The organism is Oxobacter pfennigii (genome assembly GCF_001317355.1).
Taxonomy (GTDB): domain Bacteria; phylum Bacillota; class Clostridia; order Clostridiales; family Oxobacteraceae; genus Oxobacter; species Oxobacter pfennigii.
Genome location: NZ_LKET01000032.1, coordinates 90,190 through 111,095, shown reverse-complemented (window position 1 = coordinate 111,095; position 20,906 = coordinate 90,190). Strand labels below are relative to the sequence as shown.

Sequence of the window (20,906 nt, the reverse complement as noted above, 5' to 3'; positions counted from 1 at the left end):
GATATAGATTTTTTAGCTATTGAACTTAACTAATGCCCGTGGTACCTGATGCATCAACATCCTCGCAATTAGAATACACCTCTAAAAACTTCATGCACAACTCCTTGAACTGCCATACAGGAGGAAGGTTTTAGAGCAAACACCCAGCGGTCCAAAGCTAACATCAGGCCAGGGGAACTGACTTTAATAGAAGAGATCAAAAGATCCAACAGGAGTTGAACAAGAACCATCCTCAATAGCCTGAAAATATTGTCACACGAGCATTAGTTAAGTTCAATAGCACATATTAAGTTTTCAAAGAACATGGAGCGTGCTTCTAAAGTGTTTTAAAGAGAATCTATTTCCAGTTAATTTATATTGAAAAGTCAACTTGATGTAAGGTTTGTAACTGGAAATTATTAAACTTAAACCTTACAAAACTAATTATACGAGGTGTTGTGATTATGAAGGAAATAATAGCCGGATTCGGCTCCAAAAAATATGAGATTTATATTGGAAATAATTATGACAGTATGAACACATATCTTGATGAACATAAAATTAATGAGAAGATTTTAATTGTTTCAGATCTTAATGTGGGCAATATATATGAAGAAGAATTGTTAAAAAGAATTAAGGCCAAGCAAGTGATTACCTATCATATGGGCATAGGTGAAAGCTATAAGACCATAGAAACAATGCAGCAAATATATGATGTATTAAGACGAAACAATTTCAACAGGGCTTCTGCAATTATCGCCTTAGGAGGCGGAGTGGTAGGCGATACGGCAGGCTTTACTGCGGCAACATTTATGAGGGGAATGAAATTCGTACAGGTTCCAACAACAGTAATAGCTGCCGTGGACAGCAGTGTAGGCGGAAAAACAGGGGTAAATTATAAAAATGTGAAAAATATGGTTGGGTCTTTTTATCATCCGGATTTTGTATATATTAATACATCGACATTAAGGACTCTGGACAAAAGACAGGTTGTTGCGGGTATAGCTGAAATAATTAAATACGCTGTGTTGTATGATGCAAGCTTTTTTAATTATTTATGTGAAAATACAACAGGCCTTTTGAACTTGGAAAGCGACAAACTCAATTATGCCGTAAGAAAATGCATAATGTTTAAAATAGATGCCGTATTCGGCGATGAATATGATAACGGAAAAAGGCAGCTGTTAAATTTCGGTCATACCATCGGGCATGTTGTGGAGAGTATGTCGGATTATTCCTTATTCCATGGAGAGGCTGTTGCTATAGGAATGATGTTTGAATGCATATTGTCAAATGTATGTAATATGTTAAGGACTGATGAGCTGGAAAAGGTATTGAATTTAATAAATAGATTCGGTCTTAACAGAAATTTTGATTTTACTGATATGAACAGAGTTTATGAACTTTTACAGCATGATAAAAAAGCCGAAAGAGGAAATATTAAATTTATACTGCCTGATAGAATAGGAAATTGTGTTATTACATCGGATATAAAAGAAGATAAAATAAATAAAGCATTTGCCCTTTTAAAGGAATACTGGAATAAGACAATTTAAATCGTTTCTTTTATGATCATAGGTTGGTGAAGTTATGAAAATCATTACAGATGTATCAAAGAAAAAAACAATTCGCGTGGGAAATGTTGAAATAGGAGGCAATAAACCAATAATTATTGCAGGACCCTGCTCCGTTGAAGATGAAGAACAGGTATTAAAAATTGCTTTGGAAGTTAAAAATCAAGATGCATCAATTTTAAGGGGTGGAGCCTACAAGCCAAGGACATCCCCATATACCTTTCAGGGCTTAGGCGAGGAAGGCCTTAAATATTTAAAGAATGCCGGCATAAAAGCCGGTCTTTTAACGGTATCGGAGCTTTTGGATATAAGGGATATTGATATTGTGGAGGGCTATGTTGATATAATTCAGATAGGCTCCAGAAATATGTACAACTATCCTCTTTTAAAGGAAGTGGGAAGGTTAAATAAACCCGTTATATTAAAAAGAGGTCTGTCAGCTTCCATTGAAGAATGGATGAACGCCGCAGAATATATAGCATCAAACGGGAATTTGAATATAATACTCTGCGAGAGAGGAATAAGAACCTTTGAAACCTACACTAGAAACACTCTGGATTTATCAGCAGTACCAATTATAAAGGGAATAAGCTGCCTGCCCATAATAGTAGACCCCAGCCACGGAACAGGCAGAAGAGAGCTTATTATCCCTATGTCCATGGCAGCTATAGCCGCCGGTGCTGACGGCGTAATGGTGGAGGTTCATTACAATCCTGAGGAAGCGTTGTCAGATGGTGAACAGTCCCTTAATTTTGATGAGTTTGCAAGGCTTTGTCAAAGGATAAATGACTTTACATCATTTTTCAGCAAATAGTAAGTTCGAATAAAATACTCTCCGCTCCATGTCTAAAATTCATCATAAATGGATAAATTATTTTGTGAGACAGTAAACAGATATGGAGGGGTCAGTATGGACAAAAATAAATTACAGTATTTCGAAGACAGATTGAGGGAAGAAAAAGAAAAGGAAGACCTCATAATTCATAAATTGAATGATGACATGGGATTGGACAGTTCGCTAAAAGACCAGACTTCCGAATTATCTTCCTATGACAATCATCCTGCGGATATCGCAAGTGAAACCTTTGAAATAGAAAAAAACAGAGCTTTAAAGGCAAATGAAGTAACCCATATGAGAATGATTGATAATGCCCTGGAGAAAATTAAAAACGGTACTTATGGTGTTTGCGAAAAATGCAAAAATAATATAGATGAAGAAAGATTGGATGCCATACCCTATACAAATTTATGCATACATTGTGAGAGAGAAACTGAACCAAATTACAAAACCTACTGGCAGGATAGGCCGATTGAAGAAACCGTCATGGAGTATCCTTTTTATGATGACGATATTGACAGTGAGGATTATACTGGCTATGACGGGGAAGACGTGTGGCAGGAGCTGGAAAGCTATAATTCCGTAAACTATATGCTGTGGGATGATGATGAAGACGAGGATGATCAGGGTATAGTCGAAGAAATAGACAGAATAAGCAATGCACAATATAAAAGACAGCTTCCGGATTAATACGGAAGCTTTTCTGTATTGGATTAATATTGTATAATATTAAAGCATAATATAATGAATCCTTGTTGGATTCATTACGACATGAATTTTACTACGTAAAATTTCATGATATAAAATTTCAAAAGCTAACGGTTAGTTTTAAGAGGTGTTATAGATGGGACAAAAAAAGCTTATCGCTGATACAAGTGGCATAAGAATAGATTTATACCTTTCTAAAAGTATGGAAGATGTGACAAGGTCATATATACAAAAGCTTATTGAAGATAAAAAAGTCCTTGTAAACCAAAAAACTGTCAAATCAAATTATAAAATCAATGAAAATGATATAATAGAAGTTGACATCCCCCAGCCGGTGGAATTAAAAATCGAAGCTCAGGAAATAGATTTGGATATATTATATGAAGATGATGATTTAATTGTAATAAACAAGCCCCAGGGAATGGTTGTACATCCGGCTCCAGGCAATTATTCCGGTACGCTGGTTAACGCTTTATTGAAAAAATGCACCAACTTATCGGGTATTAACGGGGTATTGCGCCCGGGGATTGTTCACAGGATTGACAAGGATACCAGTGGAGTGCTATTGGCTGCCAAAAACGATTTAGCACATAAAAGTCTGGCGGCACAGATTAAAGATCATACAGTTAACAGAAGGTATATAGCCATGGTAGAGGGGGTCATTAAGAATGACAGCGGAATCATTGAAGGCTCCATAGGAAGGCATGCCAGGGACAGAAAAAAGATGGATGTGATTAAAGGCGGAAAGCCTGCCATAACCCATTTTAAGGTATTGGATAGATATAATGGCTATACTTTAATAGAAGCAAAATTGGAAACGGGAAGGACCCATCAGATAAGGGTCCATATGTCTCATATAGGCTATCCGGTGGTAGGTGATCCGGTATACGGATATAAAAATCAGAAGTTCAATCTTAAAGGACAGGCACTCCATGCGTACATCTTAGGCTTTAATCACCCAAGGTCAGGAGTATATATGGAATTTGCCGCTCCGCTGCCGGAGTATTTCAATGAACTTATAGAGAAGATTAAAATGAAATAGATTTTTTTATACTTATTTGATTTTATTTAGAGGAGGCGGGAAGATGATTGAAAAGGCCCAGATAATGGATGAAAAAGGTATATCGAGAGCGCTTATAAGGGTAGCCCATGAAATAATAGAAAAAAATAAGGGCGTCAATGATGTTGTATTCATAGGAATTAAAAGGAGGGGAGTGCCTCTTGCAAAGAAAATTGCAGAGGAAATTTATAAGATAGAAAATATAAAGCTTAAAGTAGGTATTCTTGATATTGCTCTTTACAGGGACGATTTAAGCACCTTCAATGAGCAGCCGGTAATCAACAGCACAAATATAGATTTTGACATTAAGGATAAAACAGTAATTTTAGTTGATGACGTGTTATACACCGGAAGGACTGTAAGAGCCGCCTTAGATGCCATAATAGATTTAGGCAGGCCAAAAGCCATACAGCTTGCCATACTTATTGACAGAGGCCATAGGGAGCTTCCCATAAGGGCTGATTATGTAGGCAAAAACGTTCCAACATCCAAAAATGAAATAGTGAGCGTCAGCATAGATGAAATAGACGGTGTAAATAAAGTGGTTATAAATGAAGTAGAATAGCTGTCGGTACGGTTCTCAACTGTTTATCACCGGGGCTGTCGCATTTGAAACACTGCATTTACTGTGCTCGAGTTCTGCAAGCTCTAAGGTTCTCCGCCTTGAAAATACAAGAATTTTTAAACTTCATTCGTTCAAACAATCTAAAATTCTAAGTATTTTTTGCGGCAGAGTCACCAAGAGCTTTAGAAAGAACTCTCACAAATGCTCATTTACGTTGTTTCAAATGCGGCAGCCCCGAATTATAGTTGAGATTTTTACTCAGCTTTTTTTATAGAATTAATCAATTCTTCATCAGGAGTTACATATATGGTTTTATTTGTGTAATATATTACCATGCCCGGCTTGGATCCCGAAGGCTTTTTAACGTTTTTTCTTTCGGTATAGTCAACGGGTACGTTGGAGGAATTCTTAGCCTTGCTGAAATAAGCGGCAAGGGCGGCGGCTTCTATAATAGATTTATCGGAAATATTTTTACTGCCGGTCTTTATGATTACATGGGATCCGGGGATGTTTTTTGTATGCATCCATATATCATTATTATCAGCAAGCTTGGTGGTTAAGTAATCGTTTTGCATATTGTTTTTTCCTACATATATATCTGTACCGTCAGAGGATATATAGTGAAGGGGTTTTGACTGCTTCGTTTTTTTTGAAGCATTTTTTCTATGCTTTTTAATATATCCCATTGAAACAAGCTCTGCCCTTATTTCTTCTATTTCATCATCCTCAGTGCAGTTTTCTATGTTTATAAGCTGGTTTTCAAGGTACTCAATCTCTATTAAATTTTCTTCTTTTTGCTTTTCCACCATTACCTGGGCTGTCTTTTCCTTATTATATTTCTTATAATAGCTTTGAGCGTTCTCGGATGGTGTAAGGGTCATATCCAAGGGTATTTCGATATTTGAACCATCCTCGGAGAAGAAATTCACAACATCGGCTTTGGAATCGCCTTTTTTGATGGTATACATATTTGCCATGATAAGGTCGCCGTATAACTTCCACTTATCCTTTTCCTTACATTCAATTAGCTTTTCCTCCTGTATGGCCAGCTTTTTATGGCATCTTTCCAAGTTGGAGTTTACTAGCTTTGTGATGTCCGAGGACTTTTGCCTCATTCGGTCAGACCTGTCCTTGTCATAATAAAACTGATCTATTAAGAAGGATATGCCGGGATTTTCAACATGCTTGAAACCCTTTAAATGCTCCAATACAAATGAGTAGAAATCATATACAGCAGAGCCGGAATAATATATAGCCGGAGTAAAGCTTAAGCTTACTACTTTATTTATAAATTGAGCCGTTGAATTTATCAATCTTTCCTTTGAACCTTCATCAAGGCTACCCATGGATAAACCATCATCTATTTGGGCATTATGGCATATTTCCCTTGATGATAAGATGCTGAAGCCGTTTATGGAATTTGATATAAATTTAGATATCTTAACTGTATCGGAAGCGTTGCCGATTCTATCTTTGAAGTCATCCCTGTCAAACATGAGGGGCTCAAGCTTATCCTGCATGGGAGGATATTTATATTGAATTCCCGGCAGGACCTGCCTGAAGCTGCTTACATCAGGAGTAATCCGCTTTATGCTGTCTATTACCTGATTTTTATCGTTGATTAATATTATATTGCTGTGCCTGCCCATGATTTCGCATATAATTGTTTTGACAGACAGGCTGCCCAATTCATCATAAGATTCTATATGTATTTTTATTATCCTGTCAAGATTATACTGTTCAATATCCTTTATTCTTCCTCCGGACAGGTGCTTTCTTAACACCATGCAGAACAATGGAGCATTTATTGGACTTTGCTTATTAACGTCTGTAAGGTGTACTTTAGGATAATTCGGGCTGGAGGATAATAAAAGCCGATGATTTTCACCGCCATTCCTTACATATATATTTACTTCATCTACTTCAGGCTGGGTTATTTTTTCCACCCTTCCGCCTGCAAGCTTATTCTTTAATTCGCTGACAATATTTCTAACTACTACACCGTCTATTGGCATAAAAAAACCTCCAAAACAAAATTGACATAACACATTTATTTTGCGTATGTTATAATTATTTCAAATGGCAGGGCCATTTGAAATAATTTCACATGAATTTCACGGTAAAATTCATGACATAATGAAATATAAATTCAATGGCAATATATAAATGTAAGCCTTTATTTGAAAATCTATATATTAAATAATATATCTAATTATATCTGAATTAAAGGGGTGATACCATGCTGTTTACAAAAATGCATGGGCTGGGCAACGATTTTATAGTAATTGAAGACAATGGAATGGATGATAATGATTATTCCACTTTAGCAAGCAAATTATGCCATCGCCATTTTGGGATAGGTGCAGATGGAATTCTTGTTGTAAAAAAATCCGAAATTGCTGACAGCAAAATGCTTATATTCAATTCCGACGGCTCACAGGCTGAGATGTGCGGAAACGGATTAAGATGCTATGCAAAGTATCTTTACGATAATAATGTAGTAAGAAAAAATCCTATGACAATAGATACCTTGGATGGTGTAAAGAAAGTTTTGATAGAGGAAAAAAACAATGAAGCCAATAAAGTACAAATCAACATGGGAAAGCCTATACTAGAGCCTTCTGTGATACCGGCAAATTTTACCGAAAATATCATAAATACAAAGATTACGGCAGATGGGGAGGAATTTCAAATAACCTCAATGCTTATGGGAGTGCCTCATACGATAGTATTTGTTGAGGATTTTGACAATACGGATTTTGAAGGAATAGGGAAAAGGATTGAGAATTCAAGCTATTTCCCTAAAAAGACCAACGTTAATTTTGTAAAGGTTATGAATGGAAAGGAATTCAAAATAAGAACATGGGAGCGAGGGGCAGGACTTACATTGGCCTGCGGCACCGGAGCCTGTGCGGCGTTGGTTGCCTGTGCATTAAACAATAAAACGGGAAAGGAAGCTTTGGCACACCTGGCCGGCGGTGATTTGCACATTATATGGGATGACAGTAATGACGTTTATATGACAGGGCCTGCCATAACAGTATTTAAAGGTGAGAGCTTTATATAAAAAAGCTTATCCAAAGGCTGTGATGAGCCTTTAAACACTAGAAAAAACTGGAATATATATAAAGCATCCGAATAATTATATACCACAAAGCAAATTAATTATGGAGGCGATTGTGGTTTGAGAATAACCCTGAAAACAATTCTCGTATTAATATTAACAGGCGTTTTAACATTTTCATTATTCGGATGCAAAGATAAAACAAGCAGTACAAGCACAAGTGCAGAAGTGGCTGAGGAAGAAGTCTTAGGTAAACTTATGGTATCCATTACCGATAAAGATAAAAAGAGTCCCATAAGCGATGCGAAAATCTACATAGTAGGCATAGAAAACATTTACAATACCGACGCATCCGGCCGGTCTCCCGAAATATCCATTAAAATAAATAAGGATATGTATAAGAAATACGGAGGCGACCTGTGGCAAAAAGCCCCGTCGGGTAGTATTGCCCTTTTGGTATCCAAGGAAGGATACAAGGATTATCTGGTGTTCAATAAGGCAATATATCCGGGTTATGCCGCCAATACATTAAAGATTCAGTTAAGCAAGACAGATAAAAATTCAAAGAGCAAGTTTGATGTAGTTGTAAACAATCCTCATGATGTTTGGGTGGAAGAGCTTGTTGCCTACTGTAAAACCATACAGGAAAACAAAGAAGGTATTGGTGATTGCACTGCTTCCATAACAATAAATGACAGCAAATCCAAAGCAATAGAAGGGGCAACGGTTGTGGTCCCTGAATTGGGTCTTAAGGGGATAACGGATAAATCAGGCAAGATAAGCCTTAAACTTAATTCTGACAAAGATGTATATGATATCTACCCTGTAAAAAAGGATTATATGGAATACACCGTTGTAGCTATGAAAGATGGTTACGTATCCGGAATTTTGTTTAACGCAAAGGTTTATAAAGACAAGGAAAACAATATAAATATTGCATTAACGTCTGCAAAAGCTGAGGATAAGGCCTCCTTTGAAGTTGTTAATCAGGCTCCGGATGATACCTGGATTAAGCTTCTTATTGATAATTACGTCAAGGATATATGATTAAACCAAAACCGCGCGGCACATCTGCCGTGCGGTTTTGATTTATGCTGGCCCAATATTGGCGCACAAATAGCAGAGGCAGTTAATATCATAATTACAAACAGTATTTTGGAGGTAAAAATAATTGAGAGAATATCATAGAATCGGACGAATACCCCAATATACACTTTATGAGCTTAATAATATAAAAAGAAGATTGATAAGAGAAGGGCGAGAGGTTATTGATTTAAGCATAGGCGATCCGGATCTGCCCACACCCGAATTTATAGTGAATGCACTTAAGGAAGGTTTGGAGCAGGAGGAATATCATAAATACCCGCCTTATCAAGGAACATTGGAATTCCGTAATGCAGTTTCAGCATATTATAAAAGGCGTTTTAATGTGGATTTGGACCCTGAAAGCGAGGTTGTGGCTCTCATTGGTTCAAAGGAAGGAATAACTCATTTGAGCCTTGCGTTGATTGATGAGGGTGATATAGGCCTGGTTCCTGAACCAGGATATCCAATATACAGAGCATCTCTTTATCTGTCAGGTGGAAAACCTTATATAATGCCACTTAAAGAAGAGAACAACTTTGAGCCTGATTTAAATGCAATTGATGAAGAAATCTTAAAAGAAGCCAAGCTTATTTATATTAATTATCCCAATAATCCTACCGGTGCTGTGTGTAAAACAGATACTCTTGAAAAAATCATCAAACTGGGCAAAGAGAATAATATTATTGTATGCAATGATGCCGCATATAATGAGATTGTATTTGATAATAATAAACCTGTAAGCATTCTCAATATTGAAGGTGCAAAGGATACCGCTGTTGAATTAGGCTCCCTTTCAAAATCCTTCAGCATGACAGGCTGGAGAATCGGATATGCTGTAGGTAACAAGGATGTTTTAAGCAAATTAATGCTTGTCAAAGTAAATACCGACTCAGGACAGTTCAGCGCAATACAGCATGCGGCAAGTATTGCCCTTAATATGGGGGATGACTATGTTAAATATATCAGGAGCGTATATGAAAAAAGAAGGGATACTTGCCTGAAAGTGATTAAAAGTTCAGGTTTTGAAGCAGTTGTGCCCAAAGGCAGCATTTATATCTGGCTTAAGGTACCTTCAGGATTTTCATCTGAAGAATTCTCGGCGAAGATGCTTCAAGACTTCGGGGTAATAATGACTCCCGGCACAGCTTTCGGTGATTTGGGCGAAGGTTATTTAAGAATTGCAATGACCGCAGATGAAAATCTGATGAAAAAGGCTATAGGCATTATAAAGAATGGTATAGAATAAGTGGAATATTACAAGAAAAAGAGCAATATCCCCAATATTTAATCAAAATTCAAAAATATGCTTGAAAATAAACTGTTATTTCCTTATAATTAGAGGGAATTTAAATTAATAATATAGCTTTCTGTACATTAACTGTAATGAATGATTTGGAAGGATGAATGACAAATGTTAAAGAGTATGACAGGCTTTGGAAGGGGAGAGCATGAAGAGCTGGGACGCAGTTTTACCGTAGAAATCAAAACTGTAAATCACAGGTATACTGACGTCAGCATAAAAATGCCCCGGCAATTATCCTATCTGGAAGACAAAATACGCAAATACGTTTTAGGTTCAATTTCCAGAGGAAAAATCGATGTATTTATCACACAGGACAAGTACAGTGAAGAGGATATAAACATTGTCCTGGATGATGTTCTTGCTTCATCATATATCAAAGCTCTGCATACCTTAAGAGATAAATTTGAGTTAACTGACGATATATCAGTTTCAATGGTGGCAAGATTTCCGGACATAATAAACGTTACAAAGGCAGAGGAAGATAAAGAACAGATATGGAATACCCTTTTTGCTGCTATTGAGAGCTCAATGGGCAATCTTATGGAAATGAGAACCGCTGAAGGAGAGAAACTGTCCCAGGATATAAGCACCAGGGGAAAATATATAAAATCAGTTGTCAGCAAAATTGAAGAGAGATCCCCTGTTGTGGTTCAGGAATATAAGATAAAGCTTGAGGACAGGATAAAGGAAGTTGCTAAAGATGTTACCGCAGATGAAAACAGAGTGGCTTTTGAGGTGGCACTTTTCGCTGACAGATGCAGCATTGCTGAAGAGGTGGTGAGATTATACAGCCACATTGACCAGCTTGAGGACATAATAAAGCAAAAAGAACCTGTAGGCAGAAAACTGGATTTTCTGGTACAGGAAATGAACAGAGAAATCAATACCATTGGCTCAAAAGCTAACGATGTTACAATTGCAAGATATGTAGTGGATGTAAAAAGCGAGATAGAAAAAATAAGGGAACAAATTCAGAATATAGAATAAAAAGGAGGTACCAGTATGGGAATTAAACTAATCAATATTGGCTTTGGTAATATTGTATCGGCAAATCGTCTTATTGCTATAGTAAGCCCCGAATCAGCTCCCATAAAGAGAATAATACAGGAAGCAAGAGACAGGGGAATGTTAATCGATGCCACCTATGGCAGAAGAACAAGGGCGGTTATCATAACCGACAGCGATCATATAATTTTATCTGCTGTTCAGCCTGAGACTGTTGCCCACAGACTGTCATCCAAAGATACTGTTGACGACGTGAACGAAGACGAAGAATAAAGCGGGGAAGCCTAAATGGTTGATAAGGGATTACTAATTGTTATATCAGGACCTTCAGGAGCGGGAAAGGGTACGTTATGCAAGGCATTATTGAACAAGCGCTGTGATTTAAGCATTTCAGTATCCATGACTACAAGGTCACCCAGAGCAGGTGAAGTAGAAGGCAGGAATTATTTTTTTGTAGATAAAGATAAATTTGAAAGCATGATTGAAAAGAACGGCTTTTTGGAATATGCGTGTGTGTATGATAATTATTACGGTACTCCGAGGGAATATGTTGAAAATCTCGTAAACAGCGGAAAAGATGTTATACTGGAGATTGATATTCAAGGAGCACTGAAGGTGAAGGAGGTTTATCCTGAAGGGGTATTCATCTTTATATTGCCGCCGTCTATGGAAGAATTGAAGAACAGGATTAAAAAAAGAGGTTCGGAGACAGAAGAATCCCTGATTTTAAGATTCAAATCTGCGTATAAAGAGCTTAACTATGTATCAAAGTATAATTATGTGGTTATAAATGATACTGTCGATAATTCTGTAGAAAAGCTTCATAGCATCATCATAGCAGAAAAATGCAGGGTAGACAGATACAAGGACAGTATATTAAATAGCAAGGAGGGTTTATTGCATGAGCAATTCTATGATTAATCCGTCCATAGTTTCACTTTTGGAAAAGGTTGATAATAGATATAGTCTGGTAGTCGTTGCTGCCAAAAGAGCCCGTCAGCTTATTGCCGGAGAAAAACAGCTTGTTGATGTAGATTCCAGCAAGCCCGTTACAGTAGCTATAAACGAAATCATCCAAGATAAAGTTAGCTATGAAAAGATAAAGACAGGGATAAAGTAATAAGGAGCAAAAATATGTTAAGCGGGAAGAATATCGTTTTAGGTGTAAGCGGCGGTATCGCAGCTTACAAGGCTTTAGATATTGTAAGCAAGCTAAAAAAGCTTAATGCCAATGTAGACGTAATCATGACATCTTCTGCAGCAGAATTCATAAAACCTTTAAGCTTTCAGGCTTTGTCTCAAAATCCTGTTATAATTGATATGTTTGAAGAACCCAAGCAATGGGAAATTCAGCATATTTCTCTTGCTAAAAAAGCAGATATTTTTGTTATTGCTCCAGCTACAGCTAACATCATAGGAAAGGTTGCAAACGGTATAGCCGACGACATGCTGTCTACAACAGTCATGGCTACAAAAGCACCGGTTTTGTTAGCACCTGCCATGAATACCAATATGTATGAAAGTCCCATCGTAAAGGATAATATACATAAATTAAAAAAGTATGGCTATCTCTTTATAGAGCCTGCTTCAGGGCGATTGGCCTGCGGGGATGTGGGCAAGGGAAAGCTTCCGGATGTAAGTGATATAGTGGACGAAATAAGCCTGATACTATATTCAAACAAGGATTACAATGGCAAAACAGTCCTTGTTACTGCAGGTCCAACCCAGGAAGAGATTGATCCAGTAAGGTATATATCAAATCATTCATCAGGCAAAATGGGATATGCAATTGCCGAAGCTGCAAGAAACAGGGGAGCAGAGGTCATACTTGTGACCGGACCTGTTGCTTTAATTCCTCCCCGGTATGTCCAAATAATAAATGTGACTTCCAATGCTGACATGTATAATGCCGTTATGGATGTTTATGACAGATGTGATATTATTATAAAAGCAGCGGCAGTTGCCGACTATAAACCGGCAGAAGCATTCAAGCATAAAATTAAAAAGACTGATGAAGACCTTAACCTTTCTTTAAAGAAAAATATAGATATATTAAAAGAGCTTGGTAAAATAAAGGGCAGCAAAATCCTCGTGGGTTTTGCAGCAGAAACCGATGACCTTATAAACAATGCCAAGACAAAAATAGAGAAAAAGAACCTGGATATGATAGTTGCAAATGATGTAACTGTCGAAGGTTCAGGCTTTAAAGCCGATGAAAATTTAGCATCCATAATTAAAAGAGACGGGGAAATATTGTCGCTGAACAAAATGAGCAAGTCAGAACTAGCTCATAAAATTCTGGATATAGTTAAAACCATCAATTAAGCGTATGAAATACGCTTTAATTTTTTTATGTGTGTTTGAGGCAAGTGCAAGGTAGCGCGACTTAAAGATAATATTGTATAATAAAGTTACCATAATAACACTCTAATCCTTAGGAGGGTATATGCCATCATTTGCAGAAGTAGCGGTTCAGGGCTTTTTAAAGGGCGACGAATTAAGCCTCTTTGATTATTTGATACCTGAAATATATGAAAAAAAACTAAAAATCGGAATGAGGGTAATAGTTCCCTTTGGTCAAAGAAGACTGGAAGGCTATGTGGTAAATATAAAAATACATACCGATATACCCATGGATAAAATAAGGCCTGTTGAATATATACCCGACGAAGAGGAGATATTCAGTTCCAATCAAATACTATTATCCAAATGGATAAGCGAAGAATATTTGTGCTCTGTTGCCGACAGCCTTAAATTGGTTATACCGCCCCAAATGGTTTTAAAGGAGTCAAAAACCCTTATATTAAATGAAATTGATGAAGACACTATAAATACTTTAGGAGACAATGAGAAAAGAATAGTAAAGGCAATTATTCATAACGGTTATACAATAGATTTAAATTTCCTAAAAAAGAGCTTTAACTGGAAGACCGATACTGCAATAAAGTCCCTTTTGAAAAGCGGTATAATATCACTTGAAAGCAATATGCATGCCAATATAAAGGACAAAACCTATGAAACAATAATGATTTCAATATCCGAAGCGGAAGCAAAGCTGCTGCTTAATAGCCTGGAAAATAGCAATAAATTAAAGAGCCAGAGGAATATAATTAAAGTACTTTTAAATAAGGGGAGCATTGCAAAAAAAGAACTTACAGATAATTACGGGCTAAGCATAAGCAGCATAAATACCCTTGTGAAAAAAGGCATATTGAAAAAAGAAAAGATTAAAATAAATAGAGATCCTTATGAAGGGGTAAACTTTCCTCAAAGGGCAAAACCCAATCTTACATACGAACAAAACGCAGTTATAGGTAAAATACTGTCTCAATATAAAAACTATGAGTTCAGCGCCCATATGATTCAGGGAGTTACCGGCAGCGGAAAAACCGAAGTTTACATGAGGCTCATTGAGCATATAATAAAGAACGGAAGGCAGGCAATTATGCTGGTCCCTGAAATATCGTTAACTCCCCAGACCATTGAGAGGTTTAAAGGAAGGTTTGAGCGCGTTGCCGTAATGCACAGCAGATTATCAGCCGGGGAGCGATATGATGAATGGATGCGGATTAAAAATAATGAAGTGGATGTTGTTGTAGGTGCCAGGTCGGCTGTTTTTTCACCCTTGAAGAACTTAGGAATCATCATAATTGATGAAGAACACGAATACAGCTATAAATCCGATAAGACTCCCAAGTATCATGCAAGGGAAGTGGCATATAAAAGGTGTCAGATAGAAAATGCCATGCTCGTTCTGGGTTCCGCAACACCTTCCATTGAAACCTATTATGAGGCTTTACAGGGTAAATATTCACTGTGTAAAATGGATAATAGAGTGGATAACAGAAAAATGCCCCAAATTCATATCGCAGATATGAGAGAGGAAATAACATCGGGCAACAGAACTATTTTCAGCAAATTATTATATACAAGCATAGAAGAAGCCCTTGAAAAAAAGGAACAGATAATTTTATTTTTAAACAGGAGAGGCTTTTCAACCTTTGTTTCCTGCAGGAAGTGCGGTCATGTAATGAAATGCAAACGGTGTGACGTTTCATTGACATATCATATAGACAATGGCATGCTCAACTGCCATTACTGCGGATATACAGCTAAATCACCTGAGGTTTGTCCTTCCTGCGGCAGTAAATACATAAAGCATTTTGGACTGGGAACTCAGAAAATAGAGAGTGAAGTAAAAAAATATTTTCCAAGTGCAAGGGTGCTGAGGATGGATATGGACACAACGGCCAGGAAGGGAGCTCACGAAAAAATATATCAAGGCTTTAAAAATCAGCAAGCCGATATATTAATAGGTACCCAGATGGTATCCAAAGGCTTAGACTTTCCAGGGGTCACACTGGTTGGAATAATAGCTGCCGATATGACTTTGAACATTCCTGACTACAAATCCTGTGAGCGCACCTTTCAGCTTATAACTCAGGTTTCGGGACGGGCAGGAAGAGGGTTAAAAGAAGGCAAGGTGGTTGTTCAGACTTATAATCCTGAGCATTACAGCATACAGGCAGCCATAGGCAATGATTATAGTGAATTTTATAAAAAGGAAATAATAATAAGGGAGACCTTTTTATACCCGCCTTATTCAGAGCTAATAAATATAGTCGTTGCATCAAAAGATGAAAAGCAGGCAAAAGAGACAATGGGTGAAATTGCAGCCAAGCTCACGGATTTTTTAAGAGATAACCCCAAGATTAATATCTTAGGTCCGTCACCTGCACCCATATCAAAAGTTAATATGTTTTACAGGTGGCAGACTATTATTAAGGGGAAAATGGATAATAAACTTAAGTACAATATTAAATCAATTATAAATTCCTTAAATATAAAAAAAGGGGATGTAAGGGTTAACATCGATGTAAATCCCGTAAGCATTGCATAAAAAGAAGGAGGACAATTATGGCAATAAGAATTATAAGAAAAATAGACGATGAGGTTTTGAGGAAAAAAAGCAAAATCGTAGATAAAGTTGATGGGAGAATAAATACATTATTAGACGATATGGCAGAAACCATGTACCATGCCGAAGGAGTAGGCCTTGCCGCTCCACAGATTGGAATTTTAAGAAGAGCCGTTGTAATAGATGTGGGGGAAGGCATTATAAAGCTTGTAAATCCTGAAATAATAGAATCATCGGGAGAACAGACTGAAGTGGAAGGCTGCCTTAGCATACCCAATGTCCGCGGAGAGGTTATAAGGCCATTGAATGTAACAGTTAAAGCATTAAATGAAAAAGGCGAGGAAATAGAGATAAAGGCAGCGGGACTATTGGCCATAGCTCTTTGTCACGAAATAGACCATTTGGATGGAGTTCTCTTCGTTGATAAAGTAACAAAACTTGTTGAGTAAAGGATGAATTTAATGAACATAGTATTCATGGGCACCCCGGAATTTGCGGTGCCCACTTTGGAATATTTGATAAATGAAAAATATAATATATTATATGCAGTCACCCAGCCGGATAAACCGAGAGGAAGGGGCAACAAGGTCACATATTCTCCCGTAAAGGAGTGCGCTTTGTCAAACAACATCAAGGTTTTACAGCCCCAGGTAATAAAGAATGATGAAGAATTTATAGAGGCAGTTAAAAAGGCAAACCCGGATTACATAGTTGTTGTGGCTTTTGGACAAATACTTCCTAAAGAGATTCTTGATATACCCAAATACGGCTGTATTAACGTCCATGCATCTCTATTGCCTAAATTAAGAGGAGCTGCTCCCATAAACTGGAGCATAATAAATGGAGACAGTGAAACGGGCATAACCACAATGATGATGGATACCGGCTTGGATACCGGCAATATGCTCGTAAAAGAAGCTATTAAAATCGGAGAAAAGGAAAACTCAGGAGAGCTCCATGACAGGCTGAAAATATTGGGCGCTCAAACCTTGATAAAAACTTTGAAGCGAATAGAATCCGGAGAAATAAAAGGAATTCCCCAAGAACACGAAAAATCCACCTATGCCCCCATGTTAAATAAGGAAACGGGAAAAATAGACTGGAATAAAGGTTCAGTCGGCATAAAAAACCTTGTAAGAGGTACTAATCCCTGGCCCGTTGCCTATGGGATACTTGATGGACAAAAGCTAAAAATCTGGGAAGTTGCAGCTGAGAATTTAGGCAATGTTGATTTAGCTCCCGGTATGGTATGGAAAATAGACAAATCCGGAATTCATGTACAATGCAAAAACGGCGGAATTATCTTAAAAGAAGTGCAGGGTGAAAACGGAAAAAGGACTGATGCCCATGCGTATACATTAGGGCATACTATAAACATAGGTGCAAGATTCTTGTAATCGGGGAAGTACCTTCGACTACCCCAGATTTATAAGTTGAGGACATATCTTCGATTGACTCAAATTCATCTCTCCGAAAGAGAAGGTATGCCCCCTGGCCTTAATCAAGAGAAGGTGCGTTCCCTAACATTAGATAGGAGGGAAAATTATGTTTTATCCATACGGATATGGTTTTGACTCAACCTTTATTATATTGCTGCCGGCGATATTAATTGCGTTTTACGCTCAGATAAGGATAAAATCTACATTTAATAAATATTCTGAAGTGAGAAGCCTAAAAGGCATAACAGCTGCCCAGGCGGCAAGACATCTTCTAAATAAGGCCGGCCTTGACGATGTACCTGTTGAGATGGTCGGCGGAAATCTGACAGACCATTATGACCCAAGAACAAGGGTTTTAAGATTGTCTCAGTCAGTGTACAACAGCACATCGGTGGCAGCCATCGGCGTTGCCGCCCATGAAGCAGGCCATGCAGTACAGCATGATAACAGCTATTGGCCGCTAATATTCAGAAACAGCCTTGTTCCTGTCGCTAATTTCGGGTCAAATGCTGCCTGGCTGTTGGTATTCCTTGCATTTTTTACAGGCTACTATGGTTTGATTGACATTGGAATTATATTATTTTCAGCAGCAGTTCTTTTTCAGATAGTAACTCTTCCCGTTGAATTCAATGCCAGCTCTCGTGCTATTAATCTTTTGGAGTCAGAGGGAATACTTTACGATGATGAATTGGTATCTGCAAGAAAGGTGTTGTCGGCTGCAGCCTTAACTTATATAGCTGCCATGCTGGTTTCGGTAGCACAGCTATTAAGGCTTATCGCCATAGGCAGAAGGCGCAAATAAATTGGGGAAGTACCTTCGACTACCCCAGATTTATAAGTTGGGGACATACCTTTGGCCGTTCCAGGTTCATCTCTCAAAAAGAGAAGGTGTGTCCCCTAACCTTAAGCAAGAGAAGGTGCGTCCCTTACATTAATTTAGGAGGAAAGATATTGGAAAAAGAAGCCAATGCAAGGGAAGAGTCGTTAAAAATGCTTATAAAAATATTTAATGAAGGCTCTTACTCAAATATCCTGATGAAAAATCTTGGCCAGAAATTTACCCCCTTAAACAGGGCCTTTATGACCGAACTTATTTATGGTACTGTTAAGTGGAAATTGAGAATAGATTATATAATAAGCCGGCTATCCTCTATAAAAGTGGATAAAATTGCCCGGCCTATTTTAAATATATTGAGAATGGGCATTTATCAGATAGATTTTATGGATAAGGTGCCAAATCCGGCTGCTGTGGATGAATGTGTAAAGCTGTCTAAAAAATACGGTAATGCAGGGTCAGTTAAATTTGTAAATGCAATATTGAGAAATTATATAAGAAATCATGATAGCCTTGTCTTTCCGGATAAAACAAAAGACAGGGCAAAATATTTGTCTGTTTTTTATTCCTATCCTGAATGGATAGTAAAGAGGCTGATATGTGAATTAGGAGATGAATTCACTGAAGCATTTTTGCGTTCCAGTAATGATGTGCCGCCTCTTACTATAAGAATAAACCGGCTTAAAACCGGCAAGCAAAGGCTCATTGAAAGCCTAACTGGTAAAGGGATTGAGGTAAGGGAAGGTAAATACGTTGATGATGCCATAAATTTAAAAAATGTACCCGGTATAGGCAATCTTGATGAGTTCAAGAAAGGCTTTCTCACAGTTCAGGATGAAAGTTCCATGCTGGCTGTAAAAGTACTTGACCCTAAGGAAAATGAGTTTATAATGGATGTCTGCGCTGCTCCCGGAACCAAAACCACATACATTGCCGAGCTTATGAACAACAAGGGAAAGATTTACTCGGCAGACCTTAAGGGAAATAAATTATCCCTCATCGAGGAAAATGCAAAACGCCTGGGAATAGGAATTATAGAAACCCATACAAAAGACGCAGCAGAGTATGACCTAAAATATGAGAAAAAAGCCGACAGAGTCCTCATAGATGCGCCTTGCTCAGGCTTTGGCATCATGAGAAAAAAACCGGAGATTAGATGGAATAGAGAAAATGATGATATTGATAGTATTAAGAACGTTCAGATGTCAATAATCAAAACATGCAGCAAATATGTAAAGCAGGGCGGCATTCTTGTTTACAGCACCTGTACTGTGCTGAGAGAAGAAAATATAGAATTAATCAATTTATTTTTAAAAGAAAACCGGGATTTCAAGCTGATAAGCATATGCGATGTATTACCGGAAAATTTGATGAAGGAAAGCTGCAAGGATGGATATATAGAGCTGTATCCTAATATTGATGATATAGACGGTTTTTTTATCGCCAAATTGCAAAGGGTGGATTGAAATGAAAGCAGCTAAAAAAAATCTGCGGGATATGACCGTATCTGACTTAGAAGGGTTATGCACAGAGCATGAGGTCCAGAAGTTCAGAGCCAGGCAGGTTTTTAAATGGTTATACAAAGGAATTAAATCGATAGATGAGATGTCGGATATTCCTCTTGATTTCAGAAACATACTTAAAGAATCCTTTTATATAGGAAGCATTGAAATCGAGAAGAAATTTTTGTCTCAAAAAGACGGTACCGTTAAATATCTTTTAAAGCTTAAAGACGGAAACATAATAGAGAGCGTGCTCATGAAGTATGGCTTCGGAATAAGCGTATGCCTTTCAACCCAGGTGGGCTGCCGGATGGGGTGTAGTTTTTGTGCCTCCACCATAGGAGGGCTTATAAGAAACCTTACACCGGGAGAAGTAATAGACGAGGTTTTAACCATGCAGGAGGACTGTCAGGAGAGGATTTCAAACATTGTCCTTATGGGAAGCGGAGAACCCTTTGATAATTATGCTAATATAATCAAGTTCTTAAAGATTGTCAACGACAAAGACGGCTTGAATATCGGAATGAGGCATATAACCCTTTCAACCTGCGGTCTGGTTCCCGAGATTATTAAGCTCGGAGATTTGAATCTTCAGTTGACATTGGCTGTGTCTCTCCATGCGCCTAATGATGAAATCAGAAGAGAAATAATGCCTGTTGCAAACAAATACGCCATTAATGATATAATAGATGCATGCAGATATTACATAAACAAGACCAACAGAAGGATAACTTTCGAATATTCAATGATAAAGGGTGTAAATGACGGCATTGATAACGCCTATGAACTGGCAGAATTATTAAAAGGATTGTTATGCCATGTCAACCTTATACCCATAAATGAAATTGAAGAAAGCAAGCATAAGAAGTCCCATATGGGAAGAGTAAATGAATTTAAAAAAATATTGGAGAATAAGGGCATAGAGGTTACAGTCCGCAGAGAGCTGGGTGCAGATATAAATGCAGCCTGCGGGCAGCTGAGAAAAAATTATGTAAGCAATAATAGAGGTGAAGCCCGCTTTTAAGGAGTT

General features: G+C 37.7%; 20 protein-coding genes. 19 read left to right on the top strand and 1 reads right to left on the bottom strand.

Annotated elements, in window-relative coordinates; all coding sequences use genetic code 11:
• Positions 1-443: 443 nt before the first annotated feature.
• The 5 genes from aroB to pyrR all read left to right on the top strand — a co-directional run bounded on the left by aroB (position 444) and on the right by pyrR (position 4,724).
• Positions 444-1,535: a 3-dehydroquinate synthase gene (aroB, locus tag OXPF_RS10685; RefSeq protein ID WP_054875200.1), complete on the top strand. Its 1,092-nt coding sequence runs from the start codon at positions 444-446 to the stop codon at positions 1,533-1,535.
• Positions 1,536-1,569: 34 nt separating this feature from the next.
• The gene (gene aroF / locus OXPF_RS10680) at positions 1,570-2,367 is read left to right on the top strand and encodes a 3-deoxy-7-phosphoheptulonate synthase (RefSeq protein WP_054875199.1); all 798 of its coding nucleotides are present in this window, start codon (positions 1,570-1,572) and stop codon (positions 2,365-2,367) included.
• Positions 2,368-2,463: 96 nt separating this feature from the next.
• Positions 2,464-3,081, top strand: a complete 618-nt coding sequence (locus OXPF_RS10675) for a TraR/DksA C4-type zinc finger protein (RefSeq protein WP_054875198.1) — start codon at positions 2,464-2,466, stop codon at positions 3,079-3,081.
• 154 nt (positions 3,082-3,235) lie between these two features.
• Positions 3,236-4,141, top strand: a complete 906-nt coding sequence (locus tag OXPF_RS10670) for an RluA family pseudouridine synthase (RefSeq protein WP_054875197.1) — start codon at positions 3,236-3,238, stop codon at positions 4,139-4,141.
• A 43-nt stretch (positions 4,142-4,184) separates the two neighbouring features.
• Positions 4,185-4,724 carry a bifunctional pyr operon transcriptional regulator/uracil phosphoribosyltransferase PyrR gene (pyrR, locus tag OXPF_RS10665; protein ID WP_054875196.1) on the top strand — a complete coding sequence of 180 codons (540 nt, stop codon included), beginning with the start codon at positions 4,185-4,187 and terminating at the stop codon, positions 4,722-4,724.
• A gap of 254 nt (positions 4,725-4,978) precedes the next feature.
• Here pyrR and OXPF_RS10660 read toward each other — a convergent pair whose 3' ends face one another.
• Positions 4,979-6,739 carry an Rqc2 family fibronectin-binding protein gene (locus OXPF_RS10660; RefSeq protein WP_054875195.1) on the bottom strand — a complete coding sequence of 587 codons (1,761 nt, stop codon included), beginning with the start codon at positions 6,737-6,739 and terminating at the stop codon, positions 4,979-4,981.
• A gap of 224 nt (positions 6,740-6,963) precedes the next feature.
• Here OXPF_RS10660 and dapF point away from each other — a divergent pair, with 224 nt between their 5' ends.
• From dapF to rlmN, 14 genes are all read left to right on the top strand, one after another.
• Positions 6,964-7,791, top strand: coding sequence for a diaminopimelate epimerase (gene dapF / locus OXPF_RS10655; RefSeq protein ID WP_054875194.1), 828 nt, complete (start codon positions 6,964-6,966; stop codon positions 7,789-7,791).
• Between the two features lie 117 nt (positions 7,792-7,908).
• On the top strand, positions 7,909-8,835 hold the full coding sequence (locus OXPF_RS10650) for a hypothetical protein (RefSeq protein ID WP_054875193.1): 927 nt from the start codon (positions 7,909-7,911) through the stop codon (positions 8,833-8,835).
• 124 nt (positions 8,836-8,959) lie between these two features.
• Entirely contained in the window at positions 8,960-10,120 is a 1,161-nt protein-coding gene (locus OXPF_RS10645) for an LL-diaminopimelate aminotransferase (protein WP_054875192.1), read from the top strand.
• 165 nt (positions 10,121-10,285) lie between these two features.
• Entirely contained in the window at positions 10,286-11,164 is an 879-nt protein-coding gene (locus OXPF_RS10640; RefSeq protein WP_054875191.1) for a YicC/YloC family endoribonuclease, read from the top strand.
• Positions 11,165-11,179: 15 nt separating this feature from the next.
• Entirely contained in the window at positions 11,180-11,455 is a 276-nt protein-coding gene (gene remA / locus OXPF_RS10635; protein ID WP_054875190.1) for an extracellular matrix/biofilm regulator RemA, read from the top strand.
• Positions 11,456-11,470: 15 nt separating this feature from the next.
• Positions 11,471-12,103 (top strand): guanylate kinase, encoded by a 633-nt coding sequence (gmk, locus tag OXPF_RS10630; RefSeq protein WP_054875189.1) that lies wholly within the window; start codon positions 11,471-11,473, stop codon positions 12,101-12,103.
• A complete protein-coding gene (gene rpoZ, locus OXPF_RS10625) occupies positions 12,084-12,302 on the top strand; it encodes a DNA-directed RNA polymerase subunit omega (protein ID WP_054875188.1) in 219 nt (72 codons plus the stop codon). Before gmk ends, rpoZ begins: the two co-directional genes overlap by 20 nt.
• Positions 12,303-12,316: 14 nt before the next feature.
• Complete coding sequence (coaBC, locus tag OXPF_RS10620) at positions 12,317-13,507, top strand: bifunctional phosphopantothenoylcysteine decarboxylase/phosphopantothenate--cysteine ligase CoaBC (protein ID WP_054875187.1); 1,191 nt, start codon at positions 12,317-12,319, stop codon at positions 13,505-13,507.
• Positions 13,508-13,628: 121 nt separating this feature from the next.
• A complete protein-coding gene (priA, locus tag OXPF_RS10615) occupies positions 13,629-16,082 on the top strand; it encodes a primosomal protein N' (RefSeq protein WP_054875186.1) in 2,454 nt (817 codons plus the stop codon).
• 17 nt (positions 16,083-16,099) lie between these two features.
• Positions 16,100-16,549 carry a peptide deformylase gene (gene def, locus OXPF_RS10610; RefSeq protein ID WP_054875185.1) on the top strand — a complete coding sequence of 150 codons (450 nt, stop codon included), beginning with the start codon at positions 16,100-16,102 and terminating at the stop codon, positions 16,547-16,549.
• A 12-nt stretch (positions 16,550-16,561) separates the two neighbouring features.
• On the top strand, positions 16,562-17,497 hold the full coding sequence (gene fmt / locus OXPF_RS10605) for a methionyl-tRNA formyltransferase (RefSeq protein WP_054875184.1): 936 nt from the start codon (positions 16,562-16,564) through the stop codon (positions 17,495-17,497).
• A gap of 148 nt (positions 17,498-17,645) precedes the next feature.
• A complete protein-coding gene (locus OXPF_RS10600; RefSeq protein ID WP_054875183.1) occupies positions 17,646-18,341 on the top strand; it encodes a zinc metallopeptidase in 696 nt (231 codons plus the stop codon).
• A 149-nt stretch (positions 18,342-18,490) separates the two neighbouring features.
• Complete coding sequence (gene rsmB / locus OXPF_RS10595) at positions 18,491-19,840, top strand: 16S rRNA (cytosine(967)-C(5))-methyltransferase RsmB (protein WP_242854389.1); 1,350 nt, start codon at positions 18,491-18,493, stop codon at positions 19,838-19,840.
• 1 nt (position 19,841) lies between these two features.
• Complete coding sequence (gene rlmN, locus OXPF_RS10590; protein ID WP_054875182.1) at positions 19,842-20,900, top strand: dual-specificity RNA methyltransferase RlmN; 1,059 nt, start codon at positions 19,842-19,844, stop codon at positions 20,898-20,900.
• Positions 20,901-20,906: the final 6 nt, after the last annotated feature.